This is a genomic window from Microbispora bryophytorum (assembly GCF_006874465.1).
In the GTDB taxonomy this organism is placed as follows: Bacteria; Actinomycetota; Actinomycetes; order Streptosporangiales; family Streptosporangiaceae; genus Microbispora; species Microbispora bryophytorum.
In genome coordinates, this window is sequence record NZ_VIRL01000036.1 from 1 (window position 1) to 12501 (window position 12501).

Here is a 12501-nt window from a genome sequence, read left to right on the forward strand (position 1 = left end):
CCAAAGACGGACTCTCCAAAAAAGAGATCATCCGCTGCCTCAAACGCTACGTCGCCCGCGAGCTCTACCGGATCATCACCACACCAAATGATCAAAAACTCGCAGCTTGACATCCATAGGAGCATCCCGCTCGGCGTGCGGGTCGCCGGTCAGCCGCCCCAGGTGCCGACGGTCTCGCCCGAGGCGATCGCCGCGTCCTTGATCCGCTGGTGCACCGCCGTCGCGTCGCCGTCCGGTGTGATCGGGCCGCGCAGCGCGTAGACGATGAAGTGGTAGTGATGCACGCCGCTCGGCGGGCAGGGGCCGGCGTAGCCGGCCGTGCCGTTGCTGCCCGGCAGGACCTTCCCCGGGGACCCGCCCTCGGGCACGCTCGTCTCGGTGGCGGGGATGCCGGTCGCGATCCAGTGGATGTACGTGCCGCCGGCGGCATCCGGGTCGTCCACCACGATCGCCAGCTCCTGAGCGGATTCGGGGACGCCGCTCCAGGCCAGCGGAGGCGAGACGTCCCGGCCTCCCTGCCCGGCGCACACGTGTTTCCCGGGGATCGCGGCGCCCTCGGCGAAGGCCGGGCTGCTCACCTTCAGAGCGTCCGCGGGCGCCGCGCCCTCCGACGAGCATCCCGGGAGGACGACCGCCAGCAGGACGGCGGCGATCAGCGTGCCGATCTTCATGCCGCCAGGATAGGTGGCGGAGCACGCCCGCGCGGCAGGAAAGGCGTCCTCGTGACGGCGCACCTGCTCATCCGCCGACGGCCACCGGCGCACGCGTATGTGTGTGGACCTGGCCGCGCTCGCCGCTCCCGGCCGGGCCGGGAGCGGGACGCCGGATGCGCTCAGCCGTCGATGCGGTGGGTCGTCCAGAACGACGACAGGTCGACGGAGGTGGCGGCCTGGGCGGCGGCCTTGAAGTCCGCGGTGGTCGAGACTCCGTACCAGTGGGCGGTGGCGTAGTTCTTCAGCAGGTTCTGCATCGCCGTCGTGCCGATCGCGCGCCGCAGGTCGTGCAGCGCGCACTTGCCGTAGGTGTAGACGACGGTGCCGTACCGGCTCGAATGGGCGTCCCAGTAGGCCATCGAGTTGCTGATCTTCTCCGCCGACGACCGCCAGGAGACGCTGTTCCAGCAGTTGGTGCCCGAAACGCCGTTGTAGAGGTCGGTGGCGTAGTCGGTGAACGACTCGTCCAGCCACGGGCTGGTGTACTCGTCGTCGCCGACGATGCCGTACCACCACTGGTGGGCCAGTTCGTGGGCGAGCGCGGTGGAGCTGACCACGTCGAGCACGAAGCCCGGATACTCCATGCCGCCGAACCAGAAGTTGTTGTCCAGCACCACGTCCGCCTCGCCGTACGGGTAGGAGCCGAACCGACCCGCGTGGGCGACGAGCGCGTTCTTCGCCGTGGTCATCATCGAGCTCGCGCTGCCGGAGCTGATCGAGCTCACCCGGTAGACGTTCACGACCACGCCCGTCGTGGTGGTGCTCGTGGTCTTCACGAACGGACCGGCCGCCCAGGCGAACTCGCGCACGTTCTTCGCGGTCGCCTTGGTGATCGTGCGGCCGGACGTTCCCGGCGTGTCGACGGAGGTGCCGGTCGCCGGCACCAGCAGCGATGTCGGGTGGTCGAGCGTCACCGAGTAGTCGCTGATCAGCGTGTAGAAGGACTCGCCGTTGTTGCTGTACGGATCGAGGTGCCAGCCGCTCGCGTCGCGGACCGCCAGGACCGGCAGCGCGTTGCCGACGAAGGTGTAGGACCCGTCGCGCCCGAACCGGTCGGCGCCGCTGGGCACGACGATGCTGAGGTCGAACCCGATCGAGGCGCTCTGGTTCTGGGCGAGCGGCGCGGGCAGGGTGATCTTCAGAGCGGTGCAGGAGACCGACAGCGGGGACGGCGTGCCCCCGGTCACGTTGGTCACGGTGACCGGTGTGGACGGGCACGTGCCGTGATAGTTGTCCCATAGGCGGAGGTAGACCTCCGTGAGGGGGTCCGCCGACGCGTTGGCGAAGGTGACACTCTCATGCCCCGTCCACGTGCTGCCCGAGGCGTTGCTGGTCAAGGTGACCGTGTAGGAGGGCGATCCCGGCGTCCTTGTCCCGTCCACGGCGTGAGCGGCGGGCGGAACCCCGCAGACGAGGACGAGCACGGCCGCCGCCGCGGTGATCAGGAATCGTCGCACCATGAGGAGGGTCTCCTTCCGAGCGCCCGGACCCCCGATCTGCCGATGAATGTAACTTTTTGTCAAATGGCGGTCAATGCGTGCTTTTTGCGGTTCTGGTCCCTCCGGCGGCACGATCACCCCGGCCGGCGCCGGCCACTCGTTCACGTACGGCGATTGCATGGACACACAGTGTCATCGATACTCGTCCGGGTGGTGGCAGCGGCATTCGGGGAGGGTCAAGGGTGGTTCGAACCAGGCATGGCAGGGCCGCCTCGGTGATCGTCGCCGCGGCCGTGGTCCTGGCCTTCCCCTCTTCGTCCTGCGCGGCGTCCGCCGGACCCGGTGGTGATCGGCCGATCGACTGCCGCGGCTGGTCGCGGCCGAACCCCCAGACCGTGAAGAACGCCAGGCCGGTGTACTCGCTGACGAGCGACAAGTGGGGCGCCGCGGTGGACGTCACGCTGTGGCGCGGGGACGCGGGCCCGCGTGGAGAGTGGCACTACTGGGCGACGCTCACCGGCCGCACCCGGCCGGACGACGCCGTCTGGCTCGACGTCTGGCCGCCGGGTGGCGGCCCGTGGCATCGGCGCGGTCCCTTCCCGGTGGGCGGCGACGGCCAGGCGGTCTCCACTCCGATGGCCGTCTGGCGGGATTACACCCTCGTCAAGGCATGCGGCCGGCACGACGGCTTCAGCGCGTGCGGACGCGACAAGGGCGCGATGGTGGACTGATCCCGGTGCCTGCCGGGGAAGGCAGGCACCGGGATCAGCGGGTCAGCCCGTCGCGCAGGGCGATCCGTTGAGCGTGAACTGCTTGGGCGCGGGGTTGGTGCCGTTGTCCCAGCGGCCGAGGAAGCCGAAGGTCACGCTGCCGCCGTTCGCCGCGATCGTGGCGTTGTAGGCGGCGTTGGTGACCGTCACCTTCGATCCGCTCTGGGTGTAGGAGCCGTCCCACAGCTGGGTCACGGCCTGCCCGGTGCCGTACGTCCAGCCGAGCCGCCAGCCCTTCACCGCCGTGGTCCCCCGATTGACGATCCGGACCCCGGCCTGGAAGCCGCCGGGCCACTGGTTGGTGACCGTGTACGTCACCGTGCAGGAGCCGGCAGGCGTCGGCGAGGAACTCGGCGAGGGGCTGGGCGAGGGGCTGGGCGAGGGCGACGGGCTGGGCGACGGGCTGGGGCTCGGCGACGGCGACGGCGACGGCGAGGGGGAGGGGGACGGGGAGGGAGACGCCGACGGCGACGGCGAGGGCGACGGAGAGGGGCCGGCGCCGGCGGGGATCACGACGGTACTGATCGAGTTGGCCGGGAACGTGCCGGTGAAGCCGCCGGCCCCGACCTGCACGTCGGCGTCGCGAACGATGGCCGACGTGTCGGCCGCGCCGTACCGATAGACCTGGGCGCTCCCGCCGCCGTCGCGTCCCTTGACGGCGACCTCGCTGGTCAGGTCGTCGCCGGTCTTGTTCACCACGACGAGCGTGAGCGCCTCGTCGGAGGCCCGCTCGGCGGCGTACACCGCCAGCTTGCCCTGGTCGGCGCTGGTCGCGCCGACCGCCGTCTCACCGAACCGGCCGCCCTCGCCGTCGTAGTTCAGGTACATCCGGAAGGCGTACGCGCCGGGCTGCGAGGCCGTGGGCGGGCTCCACAGGGTGGCGAGGTCGAGGCCCTCACGGCCGAAGATGCCGAGGATGTCGGCCTGGGCCAGGGCTCCGTTGATGTGGTCGAGGGCGCCCCAGTTGTACTCGGTGATCGCGGTCCTGGTGCCGGGATACTCGGCGGCCACCAGCTCCTTCATCCGCGGGATGAGCCGGATCTGCGTGTTGATCCAGCTCTCGTCCGTGTACGACGGGTCCCACAGCGCCCGGGTGGAGCGCAGCCGCAGGGCGTCGGTGGTCGGGTTGCCGCCGGCGCCGAAGGCGATGCCGGACGCCTGCGGGTAGAAGTGCTCGTCGAAGTAGTCGAGGACGCGCAGGCCGTGCTCGTCCTCGTAGTTCTTCATCTGCCGCAGGTACCAGGTGGTGAACGGAAGGCCGCCGCGGACCTCCTTGTCCGGAGGGTTCGACCAGCAGTTGGTGCGGCCGCAGGTCTCCTGGTCGAGGCCGGAGTAGTCCCAGGAGGACCAGCCCCAGCCGACCGGGCCGAGCGTCTTCGCGCCGGGGTCGGCGGCCTTGACGGCGGCACCGATGAGGTAGGCCTTGTCGCGCAGCTCGACCGAGCTCGCGCCCTCGGGGTGGACGTCGCGGTGTGTGCTGTGCCAGATGTCGGGCTCGTTGTCGAGGTTGTAGAACTTCACGCCGCCGCCGGAGGCCGTGCCGTACTTCCCGGTGAGGTGGCCGATCCAGTCCTTCACGTAGGCCGCGCCGGCCTCGACGCTCGTGTCGTGGGGGTCGTTGCCGGTGATCTTCGTGCCGTCGGGCTTCACGCCGTTGCCGCAGTCGGGACGCCACTGGTCGGTCTGCTGCTGCGCGCCGTATTTGGTGACGGAGAAGCCGCAGGAGGCGTCGCGGCCCTTGGGGACCCAGCCGATCAGCGGGACGGTGAGGATCGTGTCGGTGCCGGTGCGCCGGTCCTGCTCGACGAACCGGTCGGTGGTGGAGCCGTCCGGCAGTTTCGACGGGTCCGAGTTGTCCTCGGCGATGTTCTCGAAGAACCAGTCGGAGGCGCGGTTGCTGGTGTCGTACAGGTAGTTGTAGCGGGTCGTCGCGTTGCCGCCCCACCGGCGCACCGGAAGACGCAGCTCCTTGGCCAGCGCCTCGTCCGCGAAGTTCATCCCGTAGATGTACGGACTGATGGGGTGCCGCCCGGTGGTGGTGTCCACCGTCAGCGCGGGGCCGTCGGCGGCCGCGAGGGCGGGCAGCTGACCGGCCGCGCCGATCGACAGGGCGATCGCCGCGGTGAGGGCGATCGGGAGCGTTCGCGTTCGCACGGGTCTCCTTCCGAGTCCTGTGGTGGCCGCGGGATGCGAGGGGAGCATCCGCCGCGCGGCCAGGCCATCACGCTGGCCAAGACCCCGGACGGGAACAAGAACGCGGTTCGCCGGAGCACCGTGGGCACGCGTTGAGCAGCCACATCCCCTGATGCGCGCATGGAAGTTTCACGACGACGCTGCGTTTCCCGACGACGCTGCGTTTCCCGACGACGCGGATTTCCCGACCACGCTGTCTGCCGGGCGGCGGCACCGGGGCCCGCGCCGGTTCACAGCGTGCGGCGGAGCCACTCCTCGACCCCTGCCACGTGGACCGTGGCCCAGGCTCTGGCCACATCCGGCCTCCGGGCCGCGATCGCGTCGGAGATCATCACGTGCTGCTCCCGGGTGTCGTCGAGCGCTCCCTCCTGGGTGAGGCCGCGCCACACGCGGGCCCGCGTCGTCGGCCCCGAGAGGCTGTCGATCAGCGAGCACAGCACCGGATTGCCCGACCCCGCCGCGATGTGCCGGTGGAACCGCAGGTCGTTGGTGACCATCTCCTCCACGGTGGGCTCGTCGGGCAGTGCGTCGAGGATGGCGCGGAGCTCCTTGACGTCCTCGTCGGACATGTTCATCGCCGCCATCGCGGTGGCGGCGGGCTCCAGGACCCGCCGCACCTCCAGAAACTGCAGCACGGTGTCGTCGCGGTGGAAGTCCACGACGAACGACATCGCCTCCAGAAGCAGGTGGGGCTGCAGGCTGGTGACGTAGGTGCCGTCGCCCTGCCGCACGTCGAGCACGTTGATCAGAGCGAGGGCGCGGACGGCCTCCCGCAGGGAGTTGCGGGACAGACCGAGCCGTTCGGCCAGATCGGCCTCCTTCGGCAGCCGGTCACCCGGAGCGAGCTCGCCCGACGTGATCATCTGCTTGATCCTGTCGATCGCCGCGTCCGTGACCGCCACGGAGCCTCCTCCACTGTCTCCTCGCGAACGAGGCCGCATACATCGGATCTCTAGCAGTGTAAAGGAGTGGGATCGCGTGCGCACCGGACCTGCCTCTGCCGAGGCGCCGCCATTTGTCGGCATCGGGAAGGAGGAACGGTGTCACCGGTTCCTCCGATCTCCTCCTCCCCGCCGACGCGGATCGCGACGGACAGACGGAGGCGCTCGAAGAGCCGCCGGGTTCTCGAAGAGCCGTCGGGTTATCGCCGGGTGCCCGGCGCCGGGGGCGGCGGTGGCCGCCTCCGGCGCCGGTGCCGGTCGGTCAGGCGCGGGTCCAGCGCTGGTTGGACTGGCCGTTGCAGGTCCAGATGATGACCTTGGTGCCGTTGGCGGTGCCGTTGTTGTAGGCGTCCAGGCACTTGTTCGCGCCCACGGCGGTGATGCTGCCGTCGGAGTTGAACCGCCACTTCTGGTTGTTCTGCCCGTTGCAGTCCCAGATGAGCACGCTGGCGCCGTCGGCGGTGCTCGCACCGTTGACGTCCAGGCACTTGTTGCCGTAGACCCGCAGCTCACCCGAGGAGGTCGGGGTCCACTGCTGGTTGGACTGGCCGTTGCAGTCCCAGATCTGCGCCAGGGCGCCGTTGGCCTGGGAGACGCCGGTGACGTCCAGGCACCGGCCCGACTGCACTCCCTTGATCGCGTTCGTTCCGGTGGGGGTGGGCGTGGGGGACGGCGTGACCAGGCCCCCTCCGCTCACGACGTACATCGCGGCGCCGTGCGCGGGCACCGACGCGCTGATCGACCCGGAGGAGGAGCCGGTCGTGTGCGCCCACAGGTCGCGCACGGAGTAGGAGGCCGCCGCGCCCAGGCCGAGGGCGGAGGCGGTGGTGGACACGGTCGCCGTGCCGCTGCCCCGGTTGAGCAGCACGACCGCGACCGAGCCGTTCGACATCGGCTTGCGCCAGACTTCGAGGTTGCCGTTGTCGCTGATCTTGGAGCCCTGCCGGCCGCCCCAGTCCTGGTTGACCGCGATGACCTCGGTGTTGGTCAGGATCGTACGGGTGTCGGCGCTCATCGAGCGGATGTCGTTGCCCGCGATGAGAGGCGCGTTCAGCAGCGCCCAGAGGCTGAAGTGCGCCCTGCCCTCGGTTCCGCTCAGCGAGCCGTTGCCGACCTCCAGCATGTCGGGGTCGTTCCAGCCGCCCGGTCCCGAGTACGCCTCCAGCCCGACCTGCTGGTCCAGGATGCCCATGACCGAGTTCCAGTTCCCCTGGATGTCGCCCGTGGTGCGCCAGGAGTTGCCGGTCTGCATGCCCCAGGTCCAGACGCTCTCCTGGCCCCAGTTGCACAGGCTGAACAGGATCGGACGTCCGGTGGCGGCGAGCGCGTCACGCATCGCCGTGTAGCGCTGCTGCCCGTTCTTGCCCTGGTGGTCGCCGCAGTTGTCGTACTTCAGGTAGTCGATGCCCCAGGAGGCCCACAGGGCGGCGTCGCGCCGCTCGTAGCCCAGGCTGGCCGGATAGCCCGCGCAGGTCGTGGTGCCCGCCGAGGAGTAGATGCCGAGCTTCAGTCCCTTGGCGTGGACGTAGTCGGCGAGCGCCTTCATGCCGCTCGGGAACTTCTGCGGGTCCGCCACCAGGTCCCCGCTGGAGTTGCGGCTCTTGGTCGACCAGCAGTCGTCGATGTTGACGTACTTGTAGCCCGCCGCAGCCATGCCGCTGGAGACCATCACATCGGCGGTCTGCTTGATGAGATTCTCATTGACGTTGCAGAAGAAGCTGTTCCAGTCGTTCCACCCCATCTGGGGTGTACGGGCGAGCCCGTTGTCCAGCGCGGCGGCCGGCGACGTCATGCCGCCGACGGCTACCAGGGACCCGGCGGCCAGCACTGCCGCCAGCATCCATCGAACAATCCTGTGCATCTGACTCCTTAGCCGTGGCCCGGCCCGTCGCCCTCGGAGCCGGCCGGGTCCTGTTATCGATAACATCGCTCGCCGTCGGCTCTCCTGCCGGGTGCTTTGTGGTGTGCGGCGGAGCAAATACGACCCCGCCGATCCCGTCAAGTGGGCTGCGGCGCGGATGCGTGGCCGAATGCCGTGCCGCCTGCCCTCACCGGGCGCGGTCGTCGATCCGGGACACGCGCTCGGTTGAAAGTTTCAGCCGAGAGCGCCGCTACCGGACATTTCCGGAACGTTGCGGCGGCGGGATTCGCCATCGCCGCAGGCAGGAGAGCTTCCTCCATGAATGATCACGCGAAACTTTCCGACTCAGTCTTGACAGATTTCGGGGACGGTTTCCAAACTGAGCCCGGGTGGTCTCCTGTCGGAGCGGTGGTGGGCGGCGGTTCTCGCCGCCCACCGCAGCTCCTGTGACGGGTGACCGCCGTCGGTTCTGCGGGTGTTCCGCGCCTCGTTCGACGTCATTCACGCCGAATGGCGAGTGCCTGAATCTGTTAACGCTAACAAGACGGAGAAGTTCAGGAGGCCACGTGTCGCCCTCGTCCCTCAGCCGCCGCCGGCTGCTTCAGACCGCCGGGGCCGCCGTTGTGGCCTCCGCCGTGGGGGAGATCGCCGGCGCCGGAGCGGCCGGAGCCGCGGTCGCGCCGGCCCGGGCCGACATCGGCGTGTCGGCGTACGCCTTCGAGCTCGGGCAGGTGCGGCTGACGGGGGGCCGCTGGCTGGACAACCAGAACCGGACGCTGTCGTATCTGCGGTTCGTCGACGCCGACCGGTTGCTGTACAACTTCCGGGCCAACCACCGGCTGTCCACCAACGGCGCCGCCACGAACGGGGGGTGGGACGCCCCGACGTTTCCGTTCCGCACCCACGTGCAGGGGCACTTCCTGACCGCGTGGGCCCAGGCCTACGCCGTGCTCGGTGACACCACATGCCGGGACAAGGCGAACCACATGGTGGCCGAGCTGGCCAAGTGCCAGGCCAACAACGGCGCCGCCGGGTTCAACACCGGATATCTGTCCGGCTTCCCCGAGTCCGACTTCACCGCCCTCGAAGCACGCACACTGAGCAACGGCAACGTGCCGTACTACTGCGTGCACAAGACGATGGCCGGGCTGCTCGACGTGTGGCGGTACATCGGCAGCACGCAGGCGCGTGACGTGCTGCTGGCGCTGGCCGGCTGGGTGGACTGGCGGACCGCCAGGCTGAGCGGCAGCCAGATGCAGAACATGCTGGGCACCGAGTTCGGCGGCATGAACGCGGTGCTGACCGACCTCTACCAGCAGACCGGCGACTCCCGCTGGCTGACCGCGGCTCAGCGGTTCGACCACGCGGCGGTGTTCAACCCCCTCGCGTCCGGCCAGGACCAGCTCAACGGTCTGCACGCCAACACCCAGGTGCCCAAGTGGATCGGCGCCGCCCGCGAGTACAAGGCGACCGGCACCACCCGCTACCGGGACATCGCCGCCAACGCCTGGAACATCACCGTCGGCGCGCACACCTACGCGATCGGCGGCAACAGCCAGGCCGAGCACTTCCGGGCGCCCAACGCCATCGCCGGCTATCTCACCAACGACACCTGCGAGCACTGCAACAGCTACAACATGCTCAAGCTGACGCGCGAGCTGTGGCTGCTCGACCCGAACCGGGCGGCGTACTTCGACTTCTACGAGCAGGCGCTGTTCAACCACGTCATCGGCGCGCAGAACCCCGCCGACGGCCACGGGCACGTCACCTACTTCACCCCGCTCAAGCCGGGAGGCCGCCGTGGCGTGGGCCCGGCGTGGGGCGGCGGCACCTACAGCACCGACTACAACTCCTTCTGGTGCTGCCAGGGCACGGGTGTGGAGGTCAACACGGCGCTGATGGACTCCGTCTACTTCTACAACGGCACCACACTGATCGTGAACCTGTTCACGCCGTCGGTCCTGAACTGGACCCAGCGGGGGATCACGGTCACCCAGACGACGTCCTATCCCGCGAGCGACACCGTCACCCTGCAGGTCACCGGCGGCACCGGCGGGTCGTGGTCGATGCGCGTCCGCATCCCCGGCTGGGCCACCGGGGCGACGATCAGCGTCAACGGCCAGCAGCAGAACGTGGACACCACCCCCGGCACGTACGCGACCCTCACCCGCACCTGGACCTCCGGCGACACCGTCACCGTCAGCCTGCCGATGCGGGTGGTCATGAAGGCCGCCAACGACAACCCCAACGTCGCCGCGATCACGTACGGCCCGGTCGTCCTGTCCGGAAACTACGGCAACACCGCGCTGTCGGCGCTGCCCGCCCTGAACACCTCCTCGATCACCCGGACCGGCACCACGGCGCTCACCTTCACCGCGAGCGCGGGCGGCTCCGCGGTCACCCTGATCCCGTTCTACGACGCGCACGGGCACAACTACACCGTCTACTGGAACACCAGTGGCGGCGGAGGAGGCGGCGGGAACGCGAGCTACCGGCTGGTCAACGCGGCCAGCGGCCTCGTCCTGGGCATCCAGAACATGTCCACCGCCGACGGCGGTCTCGCGCTGCAGTGGACCGACAGCGGCACCGCCGACCACGACTGGGAAATGGTCGTCGACGGCACCGCCGTACGGCTGCGCAACGTCAACAGCGGCAAGGTTCTCGGGGTGGAGAACATGTCGGCCACCGACAACGCCCGCGTGCTGCAGTGGACCGACAACGGCACCGCCGACCACCGCTGGACCGTCATCGACGCCGGCGACGGCTCCCACAAGATCCGCAACGTCAACAGCGGCAAGCTGCTCGCCATCCAGGGCGGCTCGACCGCCAACGGAACCCAGGCCGTGCAGGACTCCGACAACGGCGGCGCGGACAACCAGTGGCGGTTCGTGCCCAACGGGGCCCGGCGCATCCAGAACCTGGCCAGCGGGATGGTGCTGGGCGTGCAGAACATGTCCACGGCCGACGGCGGCCTGGTGATCCAGTGGGGCGACAGCGGCACGGCCGACCACCTGTGGACCGCCGTCGTGGACTCCGGCGGCTACCTGCGCCTGCGCAACTCCAACAGCGGAAAGGTGCTCGGCGTGGAGAACGCGAGCACGGCCGCCGGAGCCCGGGTGCTTCAGTGGGCCGACAACGGCACGAGCGACCACCGGTGGCGGCTGCGGTACGGATCCAACGGATACTTCCGCATCCAGTGCGCCAACGGCGGCCGGGTCCTCGGCGTCAGCGGCGGCTCCACCGCCCAGGGCGCCCAGATCGTGCTCGCCGACGACAACGGAGCGAACGACCACCTGTGGCGGTTCGTCTAGTCCGGAGGTGAGCGGGCGGTCAGGGCCGCAGGCGGTAGTGGGCGTCGGGCAGGTTCTCCTCGTTGCCGCTGCCGTCGTCCTCGGCGACGAGGGTGAAGCCGTGCCGCTCGTAGAAACGCCGGGCGCCGGTGTTCCGCTGGAACACACGCAGGTCGAGTCCGCGGGGGCGCGCCTTCTTGACGTGGTCGAGCAGCGCGCTCCCGACGCCGCCGTTCTGCGTGGCGGGCGCGAGGTAGAGGTGGTCCAGCCACTGTCCGCGCAGGGCGGCGAATCCCACGATCCGGCCCCGAAGCTCGGCGACCCACACCTGCGACGAGGGGAGCACGACGCCGGCGATCCACGCCCGGGTCTCCTCGTCGCCGTGCAGCCGGGGCAGGTACGTCATCCCGGCCCGGGCGGCGAGGAACACCTCGGCGATGCCTTCGGCGTCACCGATCCCGGCGCGGCGGATCAGGGGCGGCGTGCCGGGGGCGGACCGTCCCCCGCGGCTGGGCCGGGCAGCGCGGGCGCCGGCGCTCACGAGCCGGTCTCCAGGGCGTCGCGGGCCGCCATCAGGGCGAAGCCGAGCAGGTTGAGGCCCTGCCAGGACGAGGGGGAGGCGGCGCGTTCGTCGTCGGCGGTCAGGCCGATGCCCCAGACCCGGTCGAGTGGGCTGGCCTCGACCAGCACCCGGCCGGCGGTCGCGAGCAGGAAGCGCGACAGCTCGGGGTTCTGGCCGAACTTGGCGATGCTGCCGCGGACCACGACGCCGAACCGGTGCGCGGCCCAGACCTGCTCGTCGAAGTCGCGTACCGCCCGGCCGAGCTTCTTGGCCTCGTTCGGGTGACCGGCTGTGAGGACGCGTTCGGCGGTTGGCGCGTCGCCGAACAGCCAGGCCTTGTGCGCCATCATGTAATGCTCGGCCGAGGCGAAGGTGTGGCCGTCCTCCGTGAAGGCGGCCGGCCACCACTGCGACAGGCAGCCGGGGCCGACCCCGCCGTCGCGGGCCGGCCGGTGGCCCCAGAAGTATAGGTAGCGGAGGGCGCGGCCGTCCCGCTCCGCGGCGACCGCCTCGTCCACACTGCGCGGTAACACGATCTGCTCGGACACGCCCACACCGTGCCACAGACCATCTCGTCCCGGCCATCGAGTTTCGCCGCCGCACCGTTCCGCTATGGGCCGGACGGAGATGTCGTCGACGTCGCCGGCCTGGCGCAGGCGATCGAGCGCGGCGACCGGCCACCGCAGCTCCTCCTGCCCGTGACGACGTCGTGAACGAGGATCGGTGTCAGGG

10 protein-coding genes are annotated in these 12501 nt (G+C 70.0%); 3 read left to right on the forward strand and 7 right to left on the reverse strand.

Features of this window, described 5'->3' with window-relative positions:
* Positions 1–149: 149 nt before the first annotated feature.
* Both FLX07_RS34900 and FLX07_RS34905 read right to left on the reverse strand, forming a co-directional pair.
* On the reverse strand, positions 150–671 hold the full coding sequence (locus FLX07_RS34900; RefSeq protein ID WP_142576094.1) for a YbhB/YbcL family Raf kinase inhibitor-like protein: 522 nt from the start codon (positions 669–671) through the stop codon (positions 150–152).
* A gap of 161 nt (positions 672–832) precedes the next feature.
* The gene (locus tag FLX07_RS34905; RefSeq protein WP_208762554.1) at positions 833–2173 is read right to left on the reverse strand and encodes a M1 family metallopeptidase; all 1341 of its coding nucleotides are present in this window, start codon (positions 2171–2173) and stop codon (positions 833–835) included.
* A 221-nt stretch (positions 2174–2394) separates the two neighbouring features.
* Here FLX07_RS34905 and FLX07_RS34910 point away from each other — a divergent pair, with 221 nt between their 5' ends.
* Positions 2395–2883: a hypothetical protein gene (locus FLX07_RS34910; RefSeq protein WP_142576098.1), complete on the forward strand. Its 489-nt coding sequence runs from the start codon at positions 2395–2397 to the stop codon at positions 2881–2883.
* Between the two features lie 42 nt (positions 2884–2925).
* Here the strand turns inward: FLX07_RS34910 and FLX07_RS34915 are convergent, their stop codons facing one another.
* From FLX07_RS34915 to FLX07_RS34925, 3 genes are all read right to left on the reverse strand, one after another.
* Entirely contained in the window at positions 2926–5076 is a 2151-nt protein-coding gene (locus FLX07_RS34915; RefSeq protein WP_208762555.1) for a glycoside hydrolase family 44 protein, read from the reverse strand.
* 269 nt (positions 5077–5345) lie between these two features.
* Complete coding sequence (locus FLX07_RS34920; RefSeq protein ID WP_142576102.1) at positions 5346–6017, reverse strand: FadR/GntR family transcriptional regulator; 672 nt, start codon at positions 6015–6017, stop codon at positions 5346–5348.
* 301 nt (positions 6018–6318) lie between these two features.
* On the reverse strand, positions 6319–7917 hold the full coding sequence (locus tag FLX07_RS34925) for a lectin (protein ID WP_142576104.1): 1599 nt from the start codon (positions 7915–7917) through the stop codon (positions 6319–6321).
* A gap of 566 nt (positions 7918–8483) precedes the next feature.
* Here FLX07_RS34925 and FLX07_RS34930 point away from each other — a divergent pair.
* Positions 8484–11228, forward strand: a complete 2745-nt coding sequence (locus tag FLX07_RS34930; protein WP_142576106.1) for a beta-L-arabinofuranosidase domain-containing protein — start codon at positions 8484–8486, stop codon at positions 11226–11228.
* 19 nt (positions 11229–11247) lie between these two features.
* Here FLX07_RS34930 and FLX07_RS34935 read toward each other — a convergent pair whose 3' ends face one another.
* Positions 11248–11748: a GNAT family N-acetyltransferase gene (locus FLX07_RS34935; RefSeq protein WP_229689986.1), complete on the reverse strand. Its 501-nt coding sequence runs from the start codon at positions 11746–11748 to the stop codon at positions 11248–11250.
* A complete protein-coding gene (locus FLX07_RS34940; protein WP_142576108.1) occupies positions 11745–12323 on the reverse strand; it encodes an NADAR family protein in 579 nt (192 codons plus the stop codon). Before FLX07_RS34940 ends, FLX07_RS34935 begins: the two co-directional genes overlap by 4 nt.
* Positions 12324–12326: 3 nt before the next feature.
* On the opposite strand from FLX07_RS34940, the gene FLX07_RS36780 reads away from it, so the two are divergent.
* Complete coding sequence (locus FLX07_RS36780; protein ID WP_167748508.1) at positions 12327–12482, forward strand: hypothetical protein; 156 nt, start codon at positions 12327–12329, stop codon at positions 12480–12482.
* Positions 12483–12501: the final 19 nt, after the last annotated feature.